This is a genomic window from Acidobacteriota bacterium (assembly GCA_003696075.1).
GTDB lineage: Bacteria > Acidobacteriota > Polarisedimenticolia > J045 > J045 > J045.
Map to the genome: position 1 here is coordinate 65,480 of RFHH01000021.1, position 26,044 is coordinate 91,523.

The 26,044-nt window shown below is 70.2% G+C and carries 22 protein-coding genes and 1 tRNA gene; 20 read left to right on the forward strand and 3 right to left on the reverse strand.

The window, feature by feature from the left end; translation table 11 throughout:
• The first annotated feature begins 51 nt into the window (after positions 1–51).
• From gyrA to D6718_01360, 6 genes are all read left to right on the forward strand, one after another.
• Positions 52–2,553, forward strand: a complete 2,502-nt coding sequence (gene gyrA / locus D6718_01335; protein ID RMG48713.1) for a DNA gyrase subunit A — start codon at positions 52–54, stop codon at positions 2,551–2,553.
• A 5-nt stretch (positions 2,554–2,558) separates the two neighbouring features.
• A complete protein-coding gene (fsa, locus tag D6718_01340) occupies positions 2,559–3,218 on the forward strand; it encodes a fructose-6-phosphate aldolase (GenBank protein ID RMG48733.1) in 660 nt (219 codons plus the stop codon).
• Positions 3,215–3,433: a hypothetical protein gene (locus D6718_01345; GenBank protein RMG48714.1), complete on the forward strand. Its 219-nt coding sequence runs from the start codon at positions 3,215–3,217 to the stop codon at positions 3,431–3,433. Before fsa ends, D6718_01345 begins: the two co-directional genes overlap by 4 nt.
• 165 nt (positions 3,434–3,598) lie before the next feature.
• Positions 3,599–5,140 carry an acyl-CoA carboxylase subunit beta gene (locus D6718_01350; protein ID RMG48734.1) on the forward strand — a complete coding sequence of 514 codons (1,542 nt, stop codon included), beginning with the start codon at positions 3,599–3,601 and terminating at the stop codon, positions 5,138–5,140.
• Positions 5,137–6,651 (forward strand): acetyl-CoA carboxylase biotin carboxylase subunit, encoded by a 1,515-nt coding sequence (locus D6718_01355; protein RMG48715.1) that lies wholly within the window; start codon positions 5,137–5,139, stop codon positions 6,649–6,651. Before D6718_01350 ends, D6718_01355 begins: the two co-directional genes overlap by 4 nt.
• Complete coding sequence (locus tag D6718_01360) at positions 6,648–7,142, forward strand: acetyl-CoA carboxylase biotin carboxyl carrier protein subunit (protein RMG48716.1); 495 nt, start codon at positions 6,648–6,650, stop codon at positions 7,140–7,142. Before D6718_01355 ends, D6718_01360 begins: the two co-directional genes overlap by 4 nt.
• A gap of 72 nt (positions 7,143–7,214) precedes the next feature.
• On the opposite strand, the gene D6718_01365 is transcribed toward D6718_01360, so the two are convergent.
• Positions 7,215–7,490 (reverse strand): HU family DNA-binding protein, encoded by a 276-nt coding sequence (locus tag D6718_01365; GenBank protein ID RMG48717.1) that lies wholly within the window; start codon positions 7,488–7,490, stop codon positions 7,215–7,217.
• 137 nt (positions 7,491–7,627) lie between these two features.
• Between D6718_01365 and larB the strand changes: the two genes are divergently transcribed.
• The 3 genes from larB to rpoD all read left to right on the forward strand — a co-directional run bounded on the left by larB (position 7,628) and on the right by rpoD (position 12,417).
• The gene (gene larB, locus D6718_01370) at positions 7,628–8,389 is read left to right on the forward strand and encodes a nickel pincer cofactor biosynthesis protein LarB (protein ID RMG48718.1); all 762 of its coding nucleotides are present in this window, start codon (positions 7,628–7,630) and stop codon (positions 8,387–8,389) included.
• Between the two features lie 340 nt (positions 8,390–8,729).
• Positions 8,730–10,556, forward strand: coding sequence for a DNA primase (locus tag D6718_01375; protein ID RMG48719.1), 1,827 nt, complete (start codon positions 8,730–8,732; stop codon positions 10,554–10,556).
• A 73-nt stretch (positions 10,557–10,629) separates the two neighbouring features.
• A complete protein-coding gene (gene rpoD / locus D6718_01380) occupies positions 10,630–12,417 on the forward strand; it encodes an RNA polymerase sigma factor RpoD (GenBank protein RMG48720.1) in 1,788 nt (595 codons plus the stop codon).
• Here rpoD and D6718_01385 read toward each other — a convergent pair.
• The gene (locus tag D6718_01385; protein ID RMG48721.1) at positions 12,344–14,476 is read right to left on the reverse strand and encodes a hypothetical protein; all 2,133 of its coding nucleotides are present in this window, start codon (positions 14,474–14,476) and stop codon (positions 12,344–12,346) included. The two genes, rpoD and D6718_01385, sit on opposite strands and share 74 nt — an antisense overlap.
• Positions 14,477–14,603: 127 nt before the next feature.
• On the opposite strand from D6718_01385, the gene D6718_01390 reads away from it, so the two are divergent.
• The 7 genes from D6718_01390 (at position 14,604) to D6718_01420 (ending at position 19,545) form a co-directional block, all read left to right on the forward strand.
• Positions 14,604–14,680 (forward strand) — tRNA-Met (locus D6718_01390).
• Between the two features lie 38 nt (positions 14,681–14,718).
• Positions 14,719–15,522, forward strand: coding sequence for a hypothetical protein (locus tag D6718_01395; protein ID RMG48722.1), 804 nt, complete (start codon positions 14,719–14,721; stop codon positions 15,520–15,522).
• Complete coding sequence (locus tag D6718_01400; protein RMG48735.1) at positions 15,410–15,973, forward strand: reverse transcriptase-like protein; 564 nt, start codon at positions 15,410–15,412, stop codon at positions 15,971–15,973. The genes D6718_01395 and D6718_01400 overlap by 113 nt, the downstream gene beginning before the upstream one ends.
• Positions 15,970–16,659 carry a YggS family pyridoxal phosphate-dependent enzyme gene (locus D6718_01405; GenBank protein RMG48723.1) on the forward strand — a complete coding sequence of 230 codons (690 nt, stop codon included), beginning with the start codon at positions 15,970–15,972 and terminating at the stop codon, positions 16,657–16,659. The genes D6718_01400 and D6718_01405 overlap by 4 nt, the downstream gene beginning before the upstream one ends.
• 100 nt (positions 16,660–16,759) lie before the next feature.
• Positions 16,760–17,599, forward strand: coding sequence for a serine/threonine protein phosphatase (locus D6718_01410; GenBank protein ID RMG48724.1), 840 nt, complete (start codon positions 16,760–16,762; stop codon positions 17,597–17,599).
• A 109-nt stretch (positions 17,600–17,708) separates the two neighbouring features.
• Entirely contained in the window at positions 17,709–18,224 is a 516-nt protein-coding gene (locus tag D6718_01415) for a DivIVA domain-containing protein (GenBank protein ID RMG48725.1), read from the forward strand.
• Positions 18,217–19,545 carry an imidazolonepropionase gene (locus D6718_01420; GenBank protein ID RMG48726.1) on the forward strand — a complete coding sequence of 443 codons (1,329 nt, stop codon included), beginning with the start codon at positions 18,217–18,219 and terminating at the stop codon, positions 19,543–19,545. Before D6718_01415 ends, D6718_01420 begins: the two co-directional genes overlap by 8 nt.
• On the opposite strand, the gene D6718_01425 is transcribed toward D6718_01420, so the two are convergent.
• A complete protein-coding gene (locus tag D6718_01425; protein RMG48727.1) occupies positions 19,535–19,897 on the reverse strand; it encodes a hypothetical protein in 363 nt (120 codons plus the stop codon). The two genes, D6718_01420 and D6718_01425, sit on opposite strands and share 11 nt — an antisense overlap.
• Positions 19,898–20,089: 192 nt before the next feature.
• Here D6718_01425 and hflK point away from each other — a divergent pair, with 192 nt between their 5' ends.
• The 4 genes from hflK to D6718_01445 all read left to right on the forward strand — a co-directional run.
• The gene (hflK, locus tag D6718_01430; protein ID RMG48728.1) at positions 20,090–21,106 is read left to right on the forward strand and encodes an FtsH protease activity modulator HflK; all 1,017 of its coding nucleotides are present in this window, start codon (positions 20,090–20,092) and stop codon (positions 21,104–21,106) included.
• Positions 21,103–22,032, forward strand: coding sequence for a protease modulator HflC (gene hflC, locus D6718_01435; protein ID RMG48729.1), 930 nt, complete (start codon positions 21,103–21,105; stop codon positions 22,030–22,032). Before hflK ends, hflC begins: the two co-directional genes overlap by 4 nt.
• 7 nt (positions 22,033–22,039) lie before the next feature.
• Complete coding sequence (locus D6718_01440) at positions 22,040–24,763, forward strand: hypothetical protein (protein RMG48730.1); 2,724 nt, start codon at positions 22,040–22,042, stop codon at positions 24,761–24,763.
• A gap of 247 nt (positions 24,764–25,010) precedes the next feature.
• On the forward strand, positions 25,011–26,044 hold a 1,034-nt coding region (locus D6718_01445; GenBank protein RMG48731.1), incomplete at its 3' end, for a hypothetical protein.

Sequence of the window (26,044 nt, forward strand, 5' to 3'; positions counted from 1 at the left end):
CCGCGCGGCCGGCAGGCCGGCCGGGGCGGCGGCGCCGATCGGAGTGGAAGCATGAGCGACGCCGGGCAGGCGAGAAAGATACCGGTCAGCATCGAGGACGAGATGCGTCACTCGTACCTCGACTACGCGATGTCCGTCATCATCGGGCGCGCCCTCCCGGACGTCCGCGACGGACTCAAACCGGTGCACCGGCGATCGCTCTACGCGATGTACGACGCGGGAAACACGTCCGACAAGCCATACCGGAAGAGCGCGAAGACGGTGGGCGAGGTCATCGGGCGGTTCCATCCGCATGGCGACCAGGCGGTCTACGACACGCTCGTGCGGATGGCGCAGCCGTTCTCCCTCCGGTATCCGCTCGTGGACGGGCAGGGGAACTTCGGCTCGGTGGATGGGGATCCGCCGGCGGCGATGCGATACACCGAGATCCGGATGTCGCCGCTCGCCGAGGAACTCCTGCGGGACATCGACAAGGACACCGTCGACTTCGGCCCCAATTACGACAACACGGAACGCGAGCCGCTCGTCCTGCCCTGCGGTTTTCCGAATCTCCTCGCCAACGGCGCCGACGGCATCGCCGTCGGAATGGCCACGCGGATCCCTCCCCATAACCTGCGGGAGCTGATCGACGCCGCCGAGCATCTCGTCCGGAACCCCGACTGCAGCGTGCGGGATCTCATGCGCTATGTGCAGGGTCCCGACTTCCCGACGGGGGGGGTTGTCTACGGGACGGCCGGGATCGAGCAGGCGTACCGGACCGGCCGCGGCCGGATCGTGGTGCGCGGGCGGATCGGTTTCGAGGAGGGTGGAAAGGGTTCGCGCGACCGGCTGGTGATCACGGAGCTTCCTTACCAGGTCAACAAGGTCCACCTCATCGAGGAGATCGCCGCGCTCGTCCGCGACAAGAAAATCGACGGCATCGCCGACATCCGCGACGAATCGGACCGCGACGGAATCCGCGTCGTGCTCGAGCTGCGGAAGGATGCGGTGCCTCAGGTGGTGATCAACAACCTGTACAAGCAGACGAAGTTGCAGTCGACCTTCGGCGCCATCTTCCTCGCGATCGTCGCCGGGCGGCCTCGTGTCCTCGATCTCAAGCGGATGCTCGGCTACTACATCAGCCACCGGCGCGAGGTCGTCGTTCGCCGCACACAGTATCTGCTGCGGCAGGCGGAAGATCGGGCGCACATCCTCGAGGGGCTGAAGAAAGCCCTCGATCACCTCGATGCGGTGATCGCACTGATCCGCGGTTCGGCCACCCCCCAGGAGGCGAAAGAGGGTCTCGTTGCCCGGTTCGAGTTCAGCGAGCGTCAGGCGCAGGCGATTCTGGAGATGCGGCTTCAGCGGCTGACGCAGCTCGAGCGGGACAAGCTACTGGAGGAACTCGCCGAGCTGCTGGGGCGAATCGAATGGTACCGGCAGGTCCTCGCGTCCCGGTCGATGGTCGACGACATCGTCGTCGAGGAGTTGAAGAAGGTCCGCGACAAATACGGCGACGATCGGAGGACGGAGATCGTCGAGGACGAGGGCGAAATCCGCACGATCGACATGATCACCGACGAACCCGTCGTGATCTCGCTGTCGCACAGGGACTATGTGAAACGCACCCCCTTGACCGAGTACCGCTCGCAGGGCCGGGGCGGGAGCGGGATCCGGCTGATGGAAGTGCGGGACGACGACTTCATCGAGAGGGTGAGGATCGCCTCGACCCACGACCAGAGCTTGTGGTTCACGTCGGCCGGCCGGGTCCACTCCCTGCCGGTGTACCAGCTACCGGAGGCGGGACGCGCGGCACGGGGAAAGCCGATCGTGAACCTGCTCGGGCTCAGGCCGGGAGAGAAGATCCAGGGCATGCTCGCGCTGCGGGAGCTCGACAAGGAGGGCTCGTACATCGTCACCTTCACGCGGCGCGGCTACGTCAAGCGGACGCCTCTGTCGGCCTATGCCAACATCCGCAGCGGGGGAATCATCGCCCTTTGCCTCGACGAGGGAGATACGCTGATCACGGTTCATCTCGGAACCGACGACGACGATCTGTTCATAGCCACCCGCAACGGCAAGGCGATCCGGTTCTCGGCGCGCGAAGTGCGTCCCATGGGGCGCACGGCGCGGGGCGTGAAGGGGATCACGTTGCGTGGCGGCGACGAGGTGGTGAGCGCGTCGGTGGTCCGCGACGCCCCGGACATCCTGACGGTCACGTCGAACGGTTACGGCAAGCGCACGCGGCTCGAGGAGTACCGGCCGCAGGGCCGCGGCGGTCTCGGGCTCATCAATCTCAAGGTGTCGCCGAAGACCGGACCGGTCGTCGCCGCGCTGCCGGTGTGGGACAGCGACGAGATCATCGTGGCGACGCGTCAAGGGAAAGTCATTCGCACACCGGTTGAGCAGGACGAGAACAACCGGATTTCCCGAATGGGGCGGGCCACGCAAGGGGTCAAGGTCATCCGCCTGAAGGAGGGGGACGAGGTCGTCTCGGTGACGCGAAGCCACGACGTGAACGGGAACAACGGGGGCGATGCGCAGCCGCAGAGGGGGCCCAACGGAGAGGAGTGATCCCGATGAAGTTCTTCATCGATACGGCCGACGTCGGCGAGATTCGTGAGGCGGCGGCCCTCGGCGTACTGGACGGGGTGACGACGAATCCCACTCTCGTGGCCAAGACGGGCCGCCCATTCCGGGAGGTTCTCGACGAGATCCTGGAGATCGTCGACGGGCCCGTGAGCGCGGAGGTCACGGCGACCGACTACGAAGGTATGGTCGCGGAAGCCCGCGAACTGGCATCGATCCACGAGAACATCGTGGTCAAGATACCCATCACGCGGGATGGTCTCCGAGCGATCCGCACCTGCAGCCGCGACGGGATCCGCGTGAACGTCACCCTCTGCTTCAATCCGATGCAGGCGGTGATGGCGGCCAAGGCGGGCGCGGCCTATATCAGCCCCTTCGTCGGGCGCTTGGACGATATCGGACACGACGGGATGGAGCTGATCCAGCAGATCCGGACCATCTACGACAACTACGGCTTCGACACCGAGATCCTCGCGGCCAGCATCCGGCACCCGCAGCATGTCGTCCAGGCCGCGCTGATCGGCGCCGACGTGGCGACGATTCCCTTCAATGTGATCGACAAGCTGCTGAACCACCCGCTCACCGACATCGGGCTGGAGAGGTTCCTGGCCGACTGGCAGAAGCTGCAGGAGGGGCTGAAGGGCCGGTGAGCAAGCCGTCCGCCGAGCCGATCCGAGCCGCCGTCCTCGCCGCGGTGCCCCCCGGCGTGCGTGTGGCCCGGGGAGCGATCCTCCGGGCGGTCGCCCGGAGGCTGGGCGCGGAGCCGGGCGACCGAGGGCTGCGAATCCGGGTTGCCCGCGCCGTGCGGACTCTCGAACGCGAGGGGATTCTCGTCGACGTCGGTCCCGAGGTCCTGCGCCGGTGATCGGACGGCCCGCGGCGCGGTGGTAATCTTTCGCGCCGGCGCGCACCGCCCGGCCGGCGGAGGATCCGCGTCCCGGGCGGCCCGGAGGAGGCGAAGCGGCGTTCTCGGCGGCGGGGCGCCAGGCGCCGCTCCCGGCTCCCGCGCGGGGTGGAGAGCAACGTGGCCGTGGACCGCATCGAGGAGCTGAGGCGCCGGCTCGAAGAGGCGCGTGCGGGCGGGGGTCCGGAGCGCGTGGAGCGCCAGCACGCCGCGGGGAAGCTCACCGCCAGGGAGCGGATCGAGCTCCTGGTCGATCCCGGCAGTTTCGAGGAGACGGACGCCCTGGTCGTCCACCGCTGCACCGACTTCGGCATGGAGCGCCGGCGAATACCGGGCGACGGGGTGGTCACCGGCTTTGCCACGATCGAAGGCCGGCCTGTGGCCCTGTTCGCGCAGGATTTCACGGTGTTCGGCGGTTCCCTCTCCGAAACCTACGCCAAGAAGATCTGCAAGATCATGGACCAGGCGCTGTCGGTCGGCTGCCCGGTGATCGGACTCAACGACTCCGGAGGAGCGCGGATTCAGGAGGGAGCGGCCTCGCTCGCCGGCTACGCGGACATCTTTCTCCGCAACACGCTGGCCTCCGGTGTGATCCCGCAGATCTCCGCGATCATGGGGCCATGCGCCGGGGGAGCGGTGTACTCGCCGGCCATCACCGATTTCACCATCATGGTGCAGGACAGCGCGCACATGTTCATCACGGGGCCCGACGTCATCCGGGCCGTCACGCACGAGGAGGTGACCAAGGAGGAGCTCGGCGGGGCGATGACACACGCCGGAAAGTCCGGGGTGGCCCACTTCGCAGCCCACGACGATGCTCATGCGCTTGGCCTGATCAAGAAGCTCCTCTCCTATTTGCCGCAAAACAATCATGAGGATCCACCCCGCCGGCCGACCGAGGATCCTCCGGACCGGCGGGACGAGGCCCTCAACGGCATCGTGCCGGAGAACCCGCGCGACCCGTACGACATCAAGCAAGTCATTTCGCGGGTGGTGGACGACGGGGAGTTTTTCGAGGTTCACGAGCACTGGGCGAAGAACATCGTCGTCGGCTTCGCCCACCTCGACGGCTGTCCGGTCGGGGTGGTGGCCAACCAGCCGGCGGTGCTGGCCGGGGTCCTCGACATCGACGCGTCTCGCAAGGGTGCGCGCTTCGTGCGCTTCTGCGATGCCTTCAACATCCCGCTGGTCGTGTTCGAGGACGTCCCCGGCTTCCTGCCGGGCGTGGCCCAGGAACATGGCGGCATCATCGTCCACGGGGCCAAACTGTTGTACGCGTTCGCCGAGGCTACGGTTCCCAAGCTCACCGTGATCACCCGGAAGGCCTATGGCGGCGCCTACTGCGTGATGGCGAGCAAGCACATCCGCACCGATGTCAATCTGGCCTGGCCGACAGCGGAGATCGCCGTCATGGGCGCGGAGGGCGCGGTCGAGATCCTGTACCGGAGGGAGATCGCGGCGGCGCCCGACCCGGAGCGGTTCAAGGAGGAGAAAGTCCGCGAGTACCGCGAGGCTTTCGCCAATCCGTACGTCGCCGCAGAGCGCGGCTACGTCGACGCGGTGATCGAGCCAGCCGACACCCGCCGGCGCCTCGTGTCCGCCTTGAGGCGCCTGGCGACCAAGGTCGACGGGCTGCCGCCCAAGAAGCACGGGAACATACCGCTGTGAGTGACCTCCCGTTCAGGAAGATCCTGGTGGCCAACCGCGGCGAGATCGCGGTGCGGGTGATCAGGGCGTGCTGGGACCTCAACATCCCGGCCGTGGCGGTCTACTCGGCCGCGGACCGGACGGCTCCGCACGTGCGGCTCGCGCGGGAGGCTTACCCGATCGGCCCCGCGCCGGCGGCGGAGTCCTATCTCAGGATCGACAGGATCATCGACACGGCGAGGCGATGCGGGGCGGACGCGATCCATCCGGGATACGGATTCCTGGCCGAGAACCCGGACTTCGCCGACGCCTGCCGCGACGCCGGGATCACGTTCATCGGGCCGACCCCCGAATCGATGCGGGCCATGGGGGACAAGGTGGAGGCGCGGCGCCGCATGGCGGCCGCTGGTGTGCCGGTGGTTCCCGGCAGCGGCGCGGTGACGGACGAGGGAGCGGCGGCCGCGGCGGCGAAGGTCGGCTATCCGCTGATGATCAAGGCCGCGGCCGGGGGCGGCGGAAAGGGCATGCGGATCGTGCGCTCCCCCGAGGAGCTTCCTGCGGCGCTGGAACGGGCGAGGTCGGAGGCCCGCTCGAGCTTCGGCGACGACACCGTGTACTTCGAGCGCTATCTGGAGCGGCCGCGCCACATCGAGGTTCAGGTGCTGTTCGACGCCCGGGGGCGGGGCCTGGCGCTGGGGGAGCGGGAATGCTCGATCCAGCGGCGGCACCAGAAGATCATCGAGGAGTCGCCGTCGCCGGTGGTCGACGACGATGCCCGGGCGAAGATCAGCGAACTCGCGCTCACCGCCGCCAGGGCTGCCGGCTACGTCGGCGCCGGCACGGTGGAATTCCTCAGGGACGACGACGGCTCGTTCTACTTCATGGAGATGAACACCCGCCTGCAGGTCGAGCACCCGGTGACCGAGGAGGTCTACGGCGTCGACCTGGTCGAGGCGCAGATCCTCATCGCGGCGGGTCGCCCGCTGCCCTGGAGCGCGGAGCGGCTGTCGCCCCGGGGCCACGCGATCGAGTGCCGGATCACCGCCGAGGATCCGCACCGGAACTTCTCGCCCTGCCCGGGCCTGATCGAAACCGCCCGCATTCCGTCCGGGCCGGGAATCCGCGACGACTCGGCGGTCGCCTCAGGATACCGGGTCCCCGTGGAATACGATCCGATGATCGGGAAGCTGATCGCGCGCGGCGCCGACCGCCGCGAGGCGATCCGCCGGATGCGGCGCGCTCTGGACGAGTACCGTCTCGACGGGCTGACGACGAACATTCCGTTTCTGCGCCGGATCATGGACGAGCCCGACTTCGTCGCCGGGAAGATCCACACGGGATACATCGCCGAACATCTCGAGGAGCTTCTCGCCCCTCCCCCCGAGGAGGACGAGACCGTGCCGGTGATCGCGGCGGCGATCGCCGCCTATCGCGAGCGAGCGCGAATGCCGAGCCGCCGGCCGCCGGGCGAGTCCGGGTCGTCGTGGGTGCGTCTGGGACGGCTCCGCGCTCTGGGGGCACGGCTTCGATGAGGTTCCTGGCGTCTCGCGACGGAGTGGAGTGGGAGGTGGAGGTCCGCGAGACCGAGGGCGGCTATCGAGTCCGCATCGGTGACCGCTGGCACGATGTCGATGCGGCGGTGCTCGAGGGATCGTTCCTCTCCCTCATCCTCGGCGGGCGATCCTACGAGGTGTCGGTCCGCCGCGACTCGCGGGACCGGTACGCGGTCCGGCGCGGCGGCTACCTCGACCTGGTGCGCATCACCGATCCGCTCGCCTCCACCGCGGGCGCCAAGCTCGCCTCCAAGGGGCCGACGGAGGTGCGGGCGACGATGCCCGGCCGCGTCGTGGCGGAGCTGGTCAAGGAGGACGAAGAGGTCGGTGAGGGCCAGGGACTGATCGTCCTGGAGGCGATGAAGATGGAGAACGAGATCCCCGCGCCGCGCCCCGGGCGGGTGCGGCGGCTCGCGGTCCGCGCGGGGCAGACCGTCGAGTCGGGGGACCTGATCGCAGTGATCGAGTGAGAGTGGCGCCCGCGACCCGGGCGCAGCTTCACTCCGGCCCGGCTGCCGCCCCGGTTCGCTCGAACCGCCGCGTCAGCGGTTCAGCAGCTCCTCGAGGTCCTTTCCCGCCTTGAAACGAACGACCTTCTTCGGCGCGATGTGGATCGTCGCGCCCGTCTGCGGATTCCGGCCGGTGCGGCCGCGCCGCTGCGAGACCGTGAAGGTTCCGAACCCGACGAGCGTCGTTCTCTCCCCGCGACGCAGCGAGTTCGTGACCCCCTCGATCAGGGACTCGATCGCCCGGCTCGCGGCCGCCTTGGTGATGCCTGCGTCTTCGGCGATCTTCTCGATCAGGGCCGCCTTGTTCATCCACATTCCTCCCTTGGGCGGTGCGTCCGGATCCCGGCGCGCTCTCCGCCCGGGGGCGCGCGGGCGCCCCGACTTGTCTAACATGGCGGGCGATCCCGGGTCAATGAGGAAGCCCCCCGGACCCCGAGGCCGAGCCCATGGACCGAGCCGCCCTGGAACGACTCCTCCGAGAGGTGGCCGCCGGCACGACCGGCGTCGCCGAGGCCCTGGAGCGGATCGCCGGCCTGGCGACGGCGGACATCGGCGTCGCCCGCATCGACCACCACAGGGAGGTCCGGCGGGGGATCCCCGAGGCGGTTCTCGGGGAGGGCAAGAGCCCGGAGCAGATCTTCGCGATCGTCGATCATCTCGTCTCGCGGCGCCGCGTGGTGCTGGTCACCCGGCTGGACGCGGACAGTGGCCGCCGCCTCCAGGAACGCCATCCGCGTGGCCGCTACGATCCCGTCTCCCGGACCTTCCTCCTCCGGCCCGGCCGCGGCGGCAGGGGGAAGCCGGGGCTGCTGGTCGTGTCGGCGGGCACGGCGGATCTGCCTGTGGCCGAGGAGGTTGCCGTCTCCGCGGTGGCGATGGGCCTCCGGCCGGAGCGGCTGTACGACGTGGGTGTCGCGGGCGTCCATCGCCTCCTGGAGAACGCGGATGTCCTCCGGCGGGCCCGGGTGATCGTCGCGGTCGCCGGCATGGAGGGGGCGCTGCCGGGGGTGATCGCGGGGCTCGTCGCCGCCCCGGTGATCGGCGTTCCGACGAGCGTCGGCTACGGCGTGAGCCGCGGCGGTCTCGCGGCTCTGTTGACCATGCTCGGCTCCTGCTCCGGGGGGGTGACCGTGGTCAACATCGACAACGGTTACGGGGCGGCCTGCGCCGCCCGGGCGATCCTCGATGCGGGGGCGAAAACGCGGTGACCCTGCCCCGTCCGGCATCGGCCGCCAGGCTCCGCGGCGGTTTCCGGGATCCCGTTCGGGGGACACCGGGAGGCGAAAAATGCTTTGCCGGCCCGAGGGGCCCGCGGTAGCATGAACCAGCGAGCGGGGGGCGCGAGGACGCGCCTCCGGCGGGGTTCGCGGGGTCGAAGGTCCCGGCCGTTTGGAGGAGGCGGCCGGGCAGGGCCACCGACCAGGGCGGAGGGCCGGGCCGACCACGGTCGGTCGCCTGCGAGAGGCGCTGCGAGTCAGCGGCCGAGGCTTGGCGGGGTGCGCATGCGGCTCGGTGGGAGGTCGGCGCGCCGCTCCGGGGAGGAGCCCGGTGCCGGCCCGGTCCCGGGGCGCCGGGGGTCGGATGGCTGACGCCGGATTCAGGGACTACCTCGGCGCCGTCCGCGACGCCGCCGACATCCTCCAGGTCGTCGGCGAAACGGTCAACCTGAAGAAGGCCGGTCGGGCATGGGTGGGCCTGTGCCCCTTCCACCAGGAGAAGACCCCCAGCTTCTCGGTCGACCCCGACAAGGGGCTGTACTACTGCTTCGGCTGCCAGCGGGGCGGTGACGTCTTCCGGTTCGTCCAGGAGCTGCACCACCTGGAGTTCGCCGAGGCGGTGCGCTGGCTCGGAGAGCGGTTCAACGTGCCGGCGCCCGCGCCCCGTGGGCGGGGGCACTCCAGCGGGCGACGGGAGAAGCTCCTGGCGGCGCTGGAGGCCGCCCAGGCGTTCTTCCGGGCCCGACTCGGCAGGCCCGATGCCGAGGCGGCCCGGCGGCTCCTCCAGTCGCGGGGCCTCGGCGATGCGGCGGAGCGCTTCGGACTCGGGTTCGCCCCGGCCGGGTGGGAGGAGCTGCTCCGCCACCTGACAGGCCGCGGTCACACGGTGGAGACCCTCCGGGACGCCGGGCTCGTCGTCGACCGGCAGAGCGGGCGCGGCGTCTACGATCGTTTCCGGAACCGGGTCACCTTCCCGATTCGCGACACCTCGGGCCGCATCGTCTCCTTCGGCGGGCGGATCGTGGGGGAGGGCGAGCCGAAATACCTCAACGGTCCGGAAACCGAGGTGTACGACAAGGGAAGGACGCTCTTCCGCCTCTCCGAGGCCGCGGGGGAGATCCACCGCACGGGCCGGGCGGTCCTCGTCGAGGGCTACTTCGACGCCCTGTCGCTCGCCGCAGCCGGGGTTCCCGGCGTGGTCGCGCTGTGCGGAACGGCGCTCGCCGAGGGGCACGTCCGGCTGCTCAAGCGCTGGGCGAGCCGCGTCGTGCTTCTCTTCGACGGGGACGACGCCGGCCGCCGCGCCGCGACGCGGGCACTGGCTCCCCTCCTGCAGGCCGGTCTGGCCGTCCGCGCGGCCTTCCCACCCGACGGGATGGATCCCGACGACTTCGTCCGGCTCCGGGGCGCCGAGGCGGCGCTCCGCCTGATCGATGCCGCCCCGGAACTCCCGCAATTCCTCGTCGAGCAGGCGGGGCGGTCGTTCGATCTCCGGACCGTGGAAGGACGGGCGGCGGCGCTGGAGCAGATCCTGCAGCACCTGGCGGCGATCCCCAATGCGGTGACACGGGCCGACGCCGCGAGCGCGGTCGCGGACGCGATGCACATCGACGAGCGGGCCTTGAGGGAGGAGCTGACGCGGGCCGCCCGCGAGCGGCGCCGGCGTTTGGGGGCGGCCGCCCTCGACGGCGCCCGCGCCCGGCGCCGGCTCACCGAGTGGGAAGCGGTTCTCGTCCGCTACCTCGCCGATCGGGCCCTGCGCGAGCCCGAGGCCGCGGCGACGGTCCTGGAAGAGCTCCCGGAGGAGCGCCTCGGCCCGGCGGCGCGCCGCCTCGTGGCGGCGTGGCGTGCCGCGCTGGCGTCCGGATCGGTTCCCGACCTGCCGGAGCTGTCGCGGGACCTGCCGGAAGAGGACCGCGCGGAGCTGCTTCGGCTGGCATTCGCCGAGGGGCCGGCTCCGGACGGCGAGCAGGTGCGCGGCGTTCTCCGCCATCTGGAAGAGGAGGAATTGAGGGGGAGATTGCGGTCTCTCCAACGACTGATCGAAATGGAGGAGGATCCTCAGGAGGTCGATCGCCTGCTCGAGGAGAAGGTCACGCTGGCCCGGCGGATCGCCGCCATGAGCGGCGCCGGCAGCACGGCGGCCCGGAAATGCTGAAGCCCGCCGCCGGCACCATGGCCGTCCCCGGACGGCCCGCTGCGGGGCCGAGCAGCCTCGAGCGGGGTTGCGCATGCCGTTCCAGTTCCCGCCAGGTCCGGACGCGCCGGACGCGCGAGGGAGAGGAACCGTGAAGATCCAGGAGAAATACGAGGAGGTCGGCACCCTGCTCGCGCTCGCCTGCGAGAAGGGCTCGATCACGCGGGAGGAAATCAAGGAGCACCTCCCGGACGAGCTGATCGCCGATCGGGGGGAGATGGAGGAGCTGTTCGAGCTTCTGCGAACGCACGAGGTCGACGTCATCGATGCGGACGAGGCGGAAGGGGAGGACCCGCTGCTGGAGGAGCCCGCGGCGGAGCGCCGCCTCGAGACGACGAAGAAGGCCCTCGTTCCGCCCGAGCCGGAACGCACCAATGACCCCGTGCGGATGTATCTGCGCGAGATGGGAACGGTTCCTCTCCTCACGCGCGAGGGGGAGGTCAGGATCGCCAAGCGTATCGAGGCCGGGGAGCTCCGGGTGCTCCGCGCCCTCGCCAGGAGCCGGTTCGGTCTCGCGGAGATTTGCGGGCTTCACGACCGACTGAAGATCGCTCCCAAGCTGGTCGAGGAGGCCTTCGACATCGACGACGGGACGATCGGGGCGCGGGAGGCCAACCTGGCGCGCGAGGAGGTGCTCGCGCGGAAGACGGCGCACGCCACCAAGCTGCTGCGGAAGCTCCGGCGCCAGGCCCAGGAACTCGAGAAGGAGTGGTCGCGGCGGCAGCGCCTCACGCCGGGGTCCCGGGCCTACCGGGAGTGTCTCCGCCGCGTGGAACGGCTCGAGCAGCAGGTCTGCGCCACGGTGGAGGCCATGCAGCTCTCCCAGAGGTACGTGGCGAAGCTGGCCGCGGAGGTCAAACGGGCGGCCGCGAACCTGCGCAAGCACCGGCGTACCGCGAAGGATCTCGGCCAGAGGCTCCGCGGCGTGCGCGACCCCGCCTCGCGCAGGGAGCTCCAGCAGAAGATCACCGATGCCCGCGACGAGGTCGCCTTCATCGAGGCGACGTTCAGGGCGTCGGCGGACGACGTGGCGGAGCTCGCCGAGGAGATCCGGCGCGGCGAGGCGGAGGCGGCCCAGGCGAAGCGTGAGCTCATCGAGGCCAACCTGCGGCTCGTGGTCTCGATCGCGAAGAAGTACACGAACAGGGGGCTGCAGTTCCTGGACCTGATTCAGGAAGGGAACATCGGCCTGATGAAGGCCGTCGACAAGTTCGAGTACAAGCGCGGGTACAAGTTCTCCACATACGCCACGTGGTGGATCCGGCAGGCGATCACGAGGGCGATCGCGGACCAGGCGCGGACGATCCGGATTCCGGTCCACATGATCGAGACCATCAACAAGCTCGTTCGCACCTCCCGCTCGCTGTTGCAGGAGCTGGGACGAGAACCGACCCCGGAGGAGATCGCCGAGAGGATGGGCGTTCCGGTGGGCAAGGTCCGCCGGGTGCTCAAGATCGCCCAGGAGCCGATTTCGCTGGAGACCCCGATCGGCGAGGACGAGGATTCGCATCTGGGGGACTTCATCGAGGACAAGAAGGCGCAGTCCCCCGACGAGGCCGTCGTCCGGATGAACCTCCGGGAGCAGACGAACAGCGTGCTGAAGACGTTGACACCGAGGGAGGAGAAGGTCCTCAAGCTGCGTTTCGGCGTCGAAGACGGCAGCGAGCACACGCTCGAGGAGGTGGGCACCTCCTTCGATGTCACCCGCGAGAGGATCCGGCAAATCGAATCGAAAGCCCTGCGGAAGCTCAGGCAGCCGGCGCGGGCTCGGCTTCTCCTGCCGTTCGTGACTCGCGGACCGCGCCCGCCGGCCGGCGCGTGAGAAGCGGCGCGTCCGCTTCCGGCCGGCGGCCGGCGTGGTCGCCGGGCGGGAGAAACTGCGGAGCCGGAGCCACGCGGAATTCGGCCCTCGCCTCCGCCTCCCCGGCCGCGAGAAGGGACTCGAGAGCGGCGCGGGAGGGGATTCGGCGCCGGCGATCCAGGATGGCCAGCCCGTAGCGGCCGGGCCCCAGCGTCTTTTCCGGGACGACCGCCTCGTACTCGCGGCAGACGGTGCCGCCCCGCGAGACCGCGCCGCGCGCCGCGGTCAGCAGCTGGTACAGGGCCTCGACCTTCGGAGTGGCCGCGCCGCTGGAGCGCCGATAGAGCACGACCCGCGGTGGCGGCTCTTGGCCACAAGCGACGAAGCGCGCGGCGAGGCGGTCGGTCGTCAGCACCGCTTCTCCCGGGCGTAGCGGCACGAATGCCGCCCGCGCCTCGTCGCGCGGTACGTCGGCCGCGGGCAGCGGAAGGGCGACGAGGAAATCGCGGCCGGAGGCGACACCGAGGCGGAGCGGCGAGAAGCGGGCCAGGCCTCCGCCGGGTTCCGGCACATCGACGAACGATGTCCCGGCACCGATCTCGCCGGAGACGATATCTTCGACGACCACCCGGACGTCGAGAAGTCCGGGTCCGCCGAGCGGGCATGCCGTGCGCACCACGAGCATCGTGGGCGGATGGCGTGCGGGAGGCGAGGCGACGCGCACGCGGCGCACCCGGCCGTCCCCGAGCCGGCAGCGCGTGCGCCCTTCCTCGTCGGTGACGATGCCCTCCCAGCCGAAGCGGGCCTCGAAACCCTTCCCCGTCGGTTCGAACGAGAGGTCGGAGAGCAGCACCGAGAACTCGACGGGCATCACCCACTTCTTCCCGTCCGGATAGGACGCGCTCACGCGCACCTCGGGAAAGCGATGGGCGTCGGGCTCCATCAGGGCGGCCAGCCGGAGGCGCTCGCGGTGGCGGGCGGGGGAGAGGAGCGTGAAGCCGTTCGGATTCTTGACGCGGTACGCCCAGTACTCGGGGTGACGCCGCGTGTCCAGCGCCACGGTCACGCTGTGCCGCTCGCTGCCCCGCTCGGGAGGTTCCGCGGGAATGCTGAACAGGTAGTAGCAGGAGAGCTGGCTGAGGGCGCGCTCGAAGGCCACCGCAAGGCGTCCCGCAGAGCGGACCGTGCCGCCGCCGGACGCTGCCGCGAGCTGGCCCAACAGACCGCTCGGCCGGTGGCCGGCGGCCGCGAGGCCGCGCGCGTCCACCGTCCACACCGTGAAGCCGTTCTGCGCGGCGAGCAGCGTCTCGCTCATCTCCGACAGCCAGAGCCGATCCGGAAGATCGAACCAGTCGCTGGTGAACAGGACGAGCGCCTTCCGCCCCGGTTCTCCGGCATGGGAGAGCAGCACGGACTCGATCGCGGCCAGCGAGGGGCGCGGGTCGAAGTCGCTCCGCTCAGCCAGCTCCCGGTCGGGGGAGATCGGCTCGCGCGGGCCGCGCGGGCCGCTGGCCGTCACCGCGCCGAGCTGCGGTGCGGCGACGGCGAACGGCGGCCGGAGGCGTTCCGGATCGGGTGGGGCCGGCTCGACGACGTCCACCGGCGCCGACAGCTCGGGGCGCGGGGGGGAGAACGTGGCCGTCGGGGGATCCCTGGGGATGAGAGGCGGTCCGGAACCGACCGTCCTGCGGAGATCGTCCGCCGCGCTCCTGATGACCTCGGGATCGGAGGTGAAGGACGGAGTCAGCGCCGTCACGCGGTGGCCGAAAGCGAGGACCTTCACGCGTATCGGCCGGGCAGCCGCGATGTCCGCCAGGTCATCCAAAGCCCGTGCCACCGCGTGCCGCGCCCTCGCGTCGAGGAAATTGAGGTCGGCGAGGACCACGAGGGTCGGCCGCGGATCGGCGAGCAGCGCCGGACCGGTTCGCTCCGCATCGGGGCAGATCTCGTCGAACTCGGTGCGAGCCGCGATCTGCGGGCTGAGCGGCTCCCCGTCGATCCTGATCTCGAACGCGTCGCGCGGCAGGTGCGGCACCGACGCCCAGTCGTCACCGCGCGGATCGATCACGGAGACGTCCACCTGGACGCGGTGGACGCGCTCGACGGTCCCCTCCCCGCCGGGGGCGCCGGCCGCCGCGAGCGGCAGGAGGCAGAGCGCTCCGGCCCACCGGAAGACGGGGAGCCCGTGTGCTAGCCTATTTGGTTTGGGGCCCATAGCTCAGATGGTCAGAGCGGCTGACTCATAATCAGCTGGTCCCAGGTTCGAGCCCTGGTGGGCCCACCAGCCGGGCGGGACCTGCCAGATCTCGGAGGGAGATCGCCTTGAACGAGAATATCAGGCTCCTGGTGCAGTTGCAGCGGATCGCGCTCGAAATGCGTCGTCTGGAGCAGATGCGCCAGGAGGCCCCGGCCCGGCTCGAGGAGCTCGAGGAACGGTTCCGGCAGCGGGTCGAGGAGATCGGGGCGGCGAGACTCCGTCACGAGGAGCTCACGGAGGAGAGGACCGGCCTGTTCCGGCAGCGGCAGGAGGTCATGGAGAGGCTCGAGCGCGCCCAGCAGAAGCTCATGCGGGTGACGAACCAGCGGGAGTACAGCGCCGCCCTCAACGAGATCGACATCAACAAAGCCGCCCTGGCCGGCCTCGAGGAGAAGATCGCGGCTGCGGAGGAGGAAATCGAGTCGCTCGCCGGCCCCGCGGCGGAAGCCGACGAGCATATCCGAGTGGAGCGGGAGAAGACGGACGCCGACCGCAAAGCGCTGGAAGAGGAGCTGGCCGAGGCCGCCCGCCGCCTGGGGGAGCTCGATCGGGAACGCCAAGAGATCACCCGGCGGCTCGATCCCCTCTACCTCCGTCGGTTCGAGATCGTGTTCAAAGCGCGCGACGGCGTGGCGATGGCGGCGATCGAGAACAGCGCGTGCAGCGCGTGCCACGTGCGGCTGCGGCCCCAGGTGATCAACCTCGCGCGGCGCGGCGAGGACCTCGTCACGTGCGATTCCTGCCGTCGCATTCTCTATGTGCCCGCCGCGATGGACGACGCGGGCCCGTCGAAGGGTGAGGGCGCCGCGCCTCCCGGCGAACCGGGTGACGGTGTCGCCGGCCCGCCGGCGCGCTCCGGGCTCTCGTGAGCCGGAACGCCGCCGCACCCCCGTGAAGCTCGAAGCCTGGATCGACGGTGGCGCGCGCGGGAACCCGGGACCGGCCGGGTACGGCGTCATCATCACCGATTCGCGCGGCCGGCGGCTCAGGGAGCGGTGGGGTTACCTCGGTCGCGCCACGAACAACGTGGCCGAGTACCGCGGGCTGATCGCAGCGCTCGAGTCGGCTCTCGAACTCGGCGCGCAGGAGCTGACGGTCCACACCGACAGCGAGCTGGTGCAGCGCCAGGTCACCGGGCGGTACAAGATCCGGCAGCCGCACCTCAAGGACCTCGCCGCGCGGGTCCAGGAACTCGCCGCGCGATTCGCCCGGTTCGAGATCGAGCACGTGGGCCGGTCGGAGAACGCGGACGCCGACGCCTTGGCCAACCGGGCGATGGACACCCGCGAGTCCGGGGAGAGGGAGGTCGAGCGCCCGTGACCCTCGCCGGCCGCATCGACGCCGTACGGGAGAAGATCGCGGAAGCTGCACGGCGGGCGGGCCGCGATCCGGCGGAGGTGCAGCTCGTGGCGGTGACGAAGACGGTTCCAGCCGAGGTCATCGCCGAGGCGTACGCCGCCGGTCTTCGGATCTTCGGGGAGAACCGCGTCCAGGAGGCGGCGGCCAAGATCCCGAAGGTGCCCGGCCCGACCTGGCATCTCATCGGGCATCTGCAGCGGAACAAGGCGCGCAAGGCGGTCGGCCTGTTCAGCATGATCCAGTCGCTCGACTCGCTCCGGCTGGCGGAGACGCTCGACCGGCTGGGCCGCGAGCGCGGCCGCCCGGTCGAGACGCTCGTGGAGGTGAACCTCGCCGCCGAGCCGACGAAGAGCGGCGTGTCGCCCCGGGAGCTTCCAGGACTCCTCGATCGTCTCGAGCGGGCCGAGGGCATCCGCGTGCGGGGCCTGATGGCGGTTCCCCCGTTCGAGGAGGATCCCGAAGCTTCACGTTCCTGGTTCCGCGCCCTTCGCCGGCTCGCCGAAGCGGAGCGGCCCCGCCGCGGGGGCCCCATCGAGCTCGTTCACCTCTCGATGGGCATGTCCCACGATTTCGAGGTGGCCATCGAGGAAGGGGCGACGATCGTCCGGGTCGGAACGGCGATCTTCGGACCACGCCCGTCTCCATGAGCGAAGCGCGCCCGGCTAAGGCCTTTGTTTTTCAGTCGATTGAAGGCGCCGGCGCGCCGCGGCGCCCCCCCGGGGACTATGATCCCCGGAGAGGAGACGGATGGCGGGCGGCCTCATCACCGCGGCGCGGCAGTCGCGGATCTTCGCTTCGGTGGACCTGCCGGAACCGGTCCTCGTACCGGTTGCCGGGGGCGAAGTGGCGGTGTTCACGCACCGCTCCCCCGAGCGGGAAGGCCCCAACGAGGACGCGGCGGCCGTCATCCCGTACGGTCCCGACGCCTGCGTCCTGGTGGTCGCCGACGGGATGGGCGGGCGGCCGAACGGCGCCGATGCCGCGCGGATCGCGGTCGAGGCCCTCCGCGCCTCGCTCGACACGGGCCTGGCGCACGGGCGCCCGATCCGCACGGCGGTCCTGGACGGGATCGAGAACGCGAACCGGACGATACTCGAGCGCGCGCCGGGCGCCGGTGCGACCCTGGCCGTGGCGCAGATTCGGGAACGCACGCTTCGTCCCTACCACGTCGGCGACGCCTTCGTGCTCCTGACGGGCCAGCGCGGCCGCCTGAAGCTCCAAACGGTCGCCCACTCCCCCGTCGGCTACGCGTTGGAGTCGGGACTTCTGAACGAGACGGAGGCGCTGGCGCACGAGCAGCGCCATTTCGTGTCCAACATGATCGGGGCGTCCGACATGCACATCACGATCGGCTCTTCGCTGTGGCTGGCGCCCAGGGACACGCTCCTCGTCGGAAGCGACGGACTCGCCGACAACTTTTCCACGGCGGAGCTGATCGGGCGGATCCGCGCCGGGAAACTGGCCCGCGTGGCCGCGTCGCTGGCCGAGGAAGGGCGGGCCCGGATGGTCCGGCCCGCGGAGGGGCATCCCTCCAAGCCGGACGACATGACGTTCATCCTCTACCGGCCGCTGCGGAGCCGCGGCTGACCGTACCCCGTCCGCCCCACCGCCCGCTCCCGGGACTGTCTTTACATGTCCTCGCTCTCTCATATATTTTCCGAAGGTTCGCCCAGAGGGAACCTCGGAGGGGACGCCGATGCCGCTCACCCCGCTCGACATCGAATCGAAGCGCTTCCGACGGGAACTGCTCGGCTACAACCGGCACGAGGTGGAGAGCTTTCTCCGCGCGTGTGCGGATGCGCTCTCCCAGGCGAACCTGGAGCGGGAGGAACTGCAGCGGGCGCGGGAGGCGCTCCTCCGCGAACTGGAGGAGTTCCGGAGCCGCGAACGCACGCTCGTCGAGGCGCTGGCCAGCGCCGAGCGCTTGGCCGAGGAGAGGAAGGCGCAGGCGCAGCGGGAAGCGGAGCGCATCATGGCCGACGCCCGGCGGCGGGCCGAGCAGCTCCTGGAGCAAACGCGCCAGGAGATGGTCCGCATCGAGCAGCAGATCATCAGGATGAAGATCGAGCGCGAGACGTTCGAAAACCGCCTGAACGCGCTGATCGACGAGCACCGCCGGCTCTTGGAGGTCAGACGTCAGGAGGCGGGGATCGTCGAGCGCCTGCGGGCACGGACCACGCGCCCGCCGGGGCCCTCGGAGAGTCATGACTGACCCGCGGCCGGCCCGCGCCGAGGCCGATCTGCTCGTCACCGGGATCTCCGAGCTCGTGACCTGCGCCGGCCGGGGCCCGGCGCGCGGCGCGGAGCAGGGCGCGGCCGCAGTGGTCCCCAGGGGCGCGGTGGCCGCGCGCCGGGGCCGAATCGTCTGGGTGGGACCCGAGCGCGACCTGCCGGCGTCCGTCACGGCGCTGCCCGGGGCGACGCGCCTCGACGTCGGCGGAAGGGCGGTCCTGCCGGGGCTGGTCGATCCGCACACGCACCTCGTTTGGGCGGGGAACCGCGCCGACGAGTTCGAACAGCGCCTGGCCGGGGCCACCTACTCCGAGATCGCCGCCCGCGGCGGCGGCATCCTCCGGACCGTGGCCGCCACCCGCCGGGCCGACGAGGCGACGCTCCTCGAGCTCGCGCTCGCCAGGCTCGACCGGCTCGCGGCGAGGGGCGCGACCACCATCGAGGTGAAGAGCGGCTACGGTTTGTCGACCGAGGCGGAGCTGAAGATCCTGAGGGTGGTGCGCGAGGCCGCCCGCCGCCGGCCCTACCGCGTCGTTCCGACGTTTCTCGGCGCCCACACGTTTCCCCTCGAGGCCCGGCGATCGGAAGCGTCCCGCCGCCGCTACGTGGAAGAGGTCTGCGAGGAGATGCTCCCCGCGGTGGTCGACGAGGGTCTCGCGCGGTTCGCCGACGTGTTCGTCGACGAGCACGCCTTCAGCCTCGACGAGGCCGCGAAAGTGCTCGGGCGCGCGCGCCAGCTCGGGCTCGCTGTGAAGGTTCACGCCGATCAGCTCGCCGACGACGGCGCCGCCCGCCTCGCGGCCGACCACGAGGCGGCGAGCGCGGACCACCTCGAGCACGCCTCGACGGAAGGCCTGCGCGCCCTCGCGGCCGCGGGAACGATCGCCGTGCTCATTCCGGGAGCGAGCCTGTTCCTCCGGATGAACCGCTACGCGCGTGCCCGGGAGATGATCGACCTCGGCGTCCCGGTGGCGCTCGCCACCGACCTCAATCCCGGAACGTGTCCGTGCGAGTCACTGCCGCTGGTGATGCAGCTCGGCTGCCTGTTGTGCGGGCTCACGGTGGACGAGGCGATCGTGGCGGCGACGCGGAACGCGGCCGCTGCCGCCGGGGTCGGCGGCGAGGCCGGAACGATCGAGCCCGGCAAGCGGTGCGATCTGCTCGTGCTCGACGCTGAGCACCGGCGAGACCTCCTCTACGCGCTCGGTTCGGCGCGGATCCACGCGGTCGTCGCCGCGGGCCAGGTGGTCGCCGGTCGGACGCCGGAGGAAACGGGCGGCGGGGATCCGGTCAGAGCTTGATGTGCTCGAACGTCTTGTCGTAGTGCCAGGTCCAGGTGTAGAACTCGAGGTCGATCGACACGTCGTGGGTCATGTGCAGGCGCACGACGTTCTTGAGATTCTCGAAGCGGAGCTGTTTGCGCTCGAGTGGGATCCCCAGCTCGTGGGCCTTGTCCAGCACTTCCTTGATGAGCCGCTGCTCGCCCCCGCGGTGCGTGACGGCGACGTAGCGCGTCTGTTCGTCGGCGAAGTCGTGAAGCTTCATCACGGCGATCCGCACGGGAATCGTCCGGGACGCGACGAAGATCCCGGCGGCCATCATCAAGATCCAGATGAAAAGGCCCAGCCGTCCGGAACCTCTCTCGGTGCGCACGGTCGTCTCCTGCCCCGCCTCAGGCCGCCGGCCGGCGCCGGGGCGGGCTGACACGGGTCAAATCTAGGTTTCGCCGCCGCGCGGGCCAACCGGCCCCGCCCTGTAGGCCGCCGACCTCCCCGGGTCCCGGCGGCGGCGCGGCCGCCGCGCTATCCTGCCGGGGCGCCGGTCTTTCGGCGGACGGAGGGAGACATGGACCGGAATCCCGACTGGCCGCGGCCCCCGGAGGTCACCCTCCCCCCCGTCCCGCGCGTGAAGGCGAGCTGGGTGGTCTGGGCGGCGGTGGCGCTGGCGCTCCTGGTGGCCCTGAGCCAGAGCGTCTACCAGGTCCAGCCCGAGGAGGAGGCCATCGTCCTCCGATTCGGCAAGTGGACGGGGGAGGTTCACGAGCCCGGCCTCAATTTCAAGATCCCGTTCGTCGACAGGGTCTACAAGCTTCCGACCCAGCGGCAGCTCAAGGAGGAGTTCGGTTTCCGGACGCGGCGGCCGGGGGTCCGCACCGAGTACGAGAAGAAGGGCTACGAGCACGAATCGCTCATGCTGACCGGCGATCTGAACGTCGCCGACGTGGAGTGGGTCGTTCAGTACAAGATCCGCGACCCCTACAAGTTCCTGTTCAAGGTGCGGGACCCGGTGACCACCTTCCGCGACATGTCGGAGGCCGTCATGCGGCAGGTGGTCGGCGATCGTAGCGTCGACGAGGTGCTCACCATCGGCCGCGCCGAAGTGGCTTCGGAGGCGAGGAGGCTCCTCCAGGAGCTGTGTGATCGCTACGAGATCGGGATCAGCGTCGAGCAGCTCGTGCTACAAGACGTCAACCCTCCGGATCCGGTCAAACCGTCGTTCAACAAGGTCAACGAGGCCCTCCAAGAGAGGGAGCGGCTCGTCAACCAGGCCTGGGCGGAGTACAACCGCGCCGTACCCAAGGCGAGGGGCGAGGCCGAGGAGCAGATCCGCCGCGCTGAGGGTTACGCGCTCGAGCGTGTCAACAATGCGAAGGGCGAGGCGGCCCGCTTCCTCTCCGTCTACGAGGAGTACCGGAAGGCCCCCGAGGTCACGCGCACGCGGCTCTACCTCGAAACCGTCGAGGAGCTGCTGCCCCGCCTCGGGGACAAGGTGGTCATCGACGGAAATCTTCCCAATCTCGTTCCACTGCTCGGGCTTCACGGCGAGGCCCTGGCAGCACGTCCCGCGGAGGGAGGACGATGAAGCGGCTGGTTGCGGCAGGGGCGGCGCTGGTCCTCCTCGTGACCCTGGCCTCCGCCACGTTCGTGGTCGACGAGACGGAGCAGGTCATCGTGACCCAGTTCGGCAAGCCCGTCGGGAAACCGATCACCGAGCCCGGCTTGTGGTTCAAGGTGCCCTTCATCCAGAAGGTCAACCGGTTCGACAAGCGCTGGATCGCCTGGGACGGGGACGCCAACCAGATACCGACGAAGGACAAGAAGTACATCTGGGTCGACACCTATGCGCGGTGGCGGATCAAGGATCCGCTGAAGTTCTTCCAGGCGGTGCGGAACCAGCAGGGCGCGCAGACGCGCCTCGACGACATCATCGACGGCCAGACCCGTAACGTGATCGCCGCCTACGACCTGATCGAGGCGGTGCGCTCCTCGAACCGTCCATTCGAGGTGTCGCAGGAGATCACCACCACGAACCCGGCTCAGGAGACGGTGCGCATCGAGGCCGGCCGGGCAGCCCTGGAGCAGGAGATCCTCGAGCGCGCGGCGAAGATCACGCCCGCCTACGGCATCGAATTGGTGGACGTGAGGTTCAAAAGGATCGACTATGTCGAATCGGTGCGCCGGAAGGTCTACGAGAGGATGATCTCCGAGCGCAACCGGATCGCCGAGCAGTACCGCTCGGAGGGCCAGGGCAAGAGCGCGGAGATCCGCGGGCAGATGGAGCGCGAACTGCGGAAGATCCGTTCCGAGGCCTACAAGACCAGCCAGGAGATCATGGGGAAGGCCGATGCGGAGGCGACCCGGATCTACGCGGCTGCCTACAGCAGGGACCGGGAGTTCTACGCTTTCATGCGGTCGCTCGAAGCGTGGCAGAAGGCGCTCGGCAGGGACACGCGGCTGATCCTGTCGACCGATACCGATTTTCTCCGCCACCTGAAGAAGATCCACTGACCGGAACGTGCCGCACGGCGAAACGACAAGGCGCGAGGTCCCCGGGCTCCGCACGCTCGTCGAGGTGGCGGTCCGCCGGCCGGGGCGCGTGCTCCTGGCCGCCGGCCTGCTGGCGGCCGTCGCGGTGTGGTTGGGTGCCGGCGTTGAGATGCGGACGGCGCGAAGCGAGCTGGTTCCCGAGGACGACCGCAGCCATCGGATCGCCGAGGAGCTGAAGCGGGAGTTCGACGGCGAGCAGCCGTTGATCGCCGTTCTCGAGCCGGCCGCGGACCAGGCCGGGCTTGCCGCCCTGAAGGAGGCCGCCGACGAGCTGGCGGAGAGGCTCGGCCGGGAGCCCGCCGTGGCCGGGGTGTTCCACCGCGTCGACACCGGGTGGCTCCTGGACCATCTCCCGTACCTGGCCCCTCCGGACGATCTCCGCCGCGCCGCAGCCACGATCGACGCGCTCGCGGGCGGCCGCGTGCGGATCCGGGGCATCGGTGACCTCAACGCCCTCGTCGCGCGCACCCTGGCCGCCCGCATGGCCGATCCGGCGGCGGCCGCCGCGGCGGGGGCGGCGAGGGCGGAGGATCTCTCCTGGCTCGAGATGGTTCTCGATGCGGAGCGCCGCTTTCTCGACGATCCCACCAGCGCCGTGGAGGGATTGCGCGAGAGCCGCCTCGCGGGTGCTCTCGCGGGACGGCGTCCCGGAACCGTGGCGGGCGGGTACCTCGGGTCGGCCGACCCGCCGATGGTGCTCGCGATCGTCACGCCGTCCGATCCGGACGACGCTCTCCCCTCGCTGCGGCGCTTCGTGGGCGCCGTCCGCTACCACGCCGGGCTCGTCGAGCAGGCACACCCCGAGGTCCACGTCGCCCTCACCGGGAATCCGGCGCTGGTCGTCGAGGAGATGGAGGCGGTCCGAAGGGACACCCTGCGCACCACCGGCGTCGCGCTCGCTGGAGTGACGCTGCTCGCACTGCTGGCGTTCCGGTGGCGCTCGCACGCTCTTCTCGCCGTCGCCGCCCTCGGGATCGGCGTCGTCTGGTCGTGGGGAGCGGTCAGGCTCGAGCTCGGCTACCTGAACATGGTGACCTCCTCGTTCCTGTCCACGCTCATCGGTGTCGGGATCGCGTACGCGATCCACCCTGTCGCCGAATTCGAGTTGCAGATCGGGGCAGGCCTTCCACCCGCTTCCGCCGTCCGCCGCGCCTTCCGCACCACGGGGAGGGCGGTCGTCGTGTCCGCCGTCACCACGGCCGGGGCGTTCTTCGCGATTCTCCTGATGGACTTCCGCGGCTTCGCCGAGATGGGGCTGGTGGCCGGGGTGGGCGTGCTCCTCTGCCTGGCGGCGGTCCTCGCGACGTTGCCGGCGCTGTTGGTGTTGTGGGCCCGCGTGAGGCCCCCGCGGCCGGACGCGCGGGGTGTGGCGGCCGTCGATCGCCTGTGGGTGGAGGCGGCGGCAGCCCGCGTCTGCCGGTACCCGAGGGCTGTCGTGGCGACGGCCGCGGTGTTGACGGCGCTGGCCGGGTGGTCGGCGTTCGGGCTGCGGTTCGATCTCGACGTGGCCGGCATGCTTCCGGCCGGCGCGGAGTCGCGCCGTTATCTCATGCGCCTGTTTCGGCACCCGGAGCTGGCTCCCCTGTTCAACGTGGTGGTCGCTGACGATCTGGCCGACGTGGCCCGGATCCGGCGTGTGGCGGCCAGCGAGCCGGCGATCGGGCGGGTCGAGTCGGTCCTGGACCTGCTGCCCGAAGACCCGGAGGCGTCGGCCGCAGCGGCCGCCGAGCTCGCCCGGCGGATCGACCGGCTGGCGCTCGACGCGGCGGCCCCGCCGCCGCCGCTGGGACCCGGCCTGCGCGATCTGGAAGGTGCGCTGGAGCAAGCGGCGGAGGCGGCGTTCGTCGCCGGTCTCGGCGAGGTGGCCGGCGCCCTCGACCGCGCGAGGGAGAAGGCGGCAGCGCTGGCGGAAAGGGTGGCCCGGGCGACGGATGCGGAGAGGTCGGCCTGGGAGCGCGGCCAGCGGGCTCTGATGCGCCAGGCCGGCAGGCTCCTGGAGAGGCTCCGGCAGGCTCTGGCCGCCCCCCCTCCCGGCCCCGAGGATCTCCCCCCGGAACTTCGGCGCCGGCTCGTGACGCGGAGCGGCCGGTTCGTCGTCCGACTCTACCCCGCAGGCGAGATCTTCGATACCTCCGCGCTGACCGCTTTCAACGACGCCTGCCGCCGGGTGTCCGAGGGCACGATCGGTTTTCCCTGGATGTTCCAGCGGATGAGCGAACGGATCACCTCGGGTTTCGACCTCGCCTTCGGCGTGGGCGCCGCGGTGGTGCTCCTCACCCTGCTCGTCGACTTCCGGGCCGCGCGTCCGGCAATCCTGGCGATGATCCCCCTGGCGGTGGGGGTCGTGTGGCTCCTGGGGCTCATGCGCCTGCTCGGTATCGACTTCAACCTCGCGAACCTCGTCGCCCTGCCCCTGGTGCTGGGGGTCGGGATCGACAACGGCGTCCACGTCGTCCACCGCTTCGGCGTCGAGGGGGAGGCCGGGATGACGACCGTCCTGCGGCACACGGCACGGGCCGTCCTGATCGCCTCGCTGACGACGATGATCGGCTTCGGCAGCCTGGCGCTCGCGTCCCACCGGGGACTCGCCAGCCTGGGTCTGGTGCTCCTGATCGGTGTCGGGACCTCGATGGCTGCGGCGATCGTCCTGCTTCCCAACCTGCTGGTGGCCCTGGGTCTCGCCCGCTCGTGACGCGCCGCGGGGCGTACCCCGAACTCGGTTGCATTTATTCGTAAATTACCATAAAGGTACGCCTCCGGCAGTCCAAATGGCCCAGGGCGGCCCGGCCCGGGCCGACGGGGGTGTCCCCCAGAGCGGCGACGCCCCATCTTGGCGAGGAGGTGGGGGACCGCCGGCCGGCGGTCTCCTCCGGATCCCGAGCAGCCGTCCGGCGCCGCCTGCGCGCGGCAGCCGGGCCGGCAAGAGGAGGACGGATCTCATGCACCCAACCTTCGGCAGGAAGCCGTGGATCGTGCTGGCGGTGCTCGCGGTGGTGGCCTCGAGCTGGCCGGCGGCGCAAGCGATTCCGGCGTTCGCCCGGAAGTACGACCTGTCGTGCACGGCCTGCCACTCGGCGTGGCCGACGCTCAACGACTACGGCCGGAAGTTCAAGGAGAACGGCTACCGTCTCGAGCCCGGGACTGCGGCTCCCGACGCGATGAAGAAGGTCGACGACAACCTCTTCCTCGAAGCGGGTAACTTCCTCACCGGCCGCATCAAGGGGTACCTGTACGACAAGAAGGACACGAGCGATCGCTGGAAGCTCGAGCCCGGACACGAGGTCGAGCTGATGCTCGCCGGAAACGCGGGCAACGACTTCTCGTTCTGGGTGGAAGCCGAGGCCGAGGACGAGACCGACTTCAACGTCGCTCTGGAGACCGTCGTCGGCGGTTGGCATCCGCGCCAGGAGGTGAACATCGTCGGCGGCACCGGATCTCTCTTCTGGGCCGACCCGTACCAGACCCTCGCCGACGGCGGCCGGCGGATGACTCGCGACCACAAGGCGCCGCTGGACGCCGGTTTCGTCATCGGCGAGAAGCTCCGCAAGGGAACGCCGTTCGTCACCCTCTACGGGCGCAAGAGCGGGTTCTTCTACAGTGCGACCATTGCGTCCGGAACGAAGGACCCGATGGGAGCCGACGAGAAGGATGCGGCGATCCGGCTCGCCTATGACTTCCCCTGGTTCACCATCGGCGGCTTCTACCTTGACGGGTCACGAGGTGGGGATACCTTCTCGTACCTTTGGGATTCGAACGGGGATGGTTCGATCAATATCCTTGACGATGTTGGGTCGGGCAACTCCGCCACCGCGGTGGACTACAGCCGCACCGGAATCGACTTCCAGGTCGAGCAGGGCAACCTGTACATCCAGGGGCTGTACCTTAAGGCCAAGGACGACGTCTACGATCCCGCCGACGATGTCATCTCCGGTGACCAGTCGAATGCGGCGTACTACATCCAGGGCTTCTACGT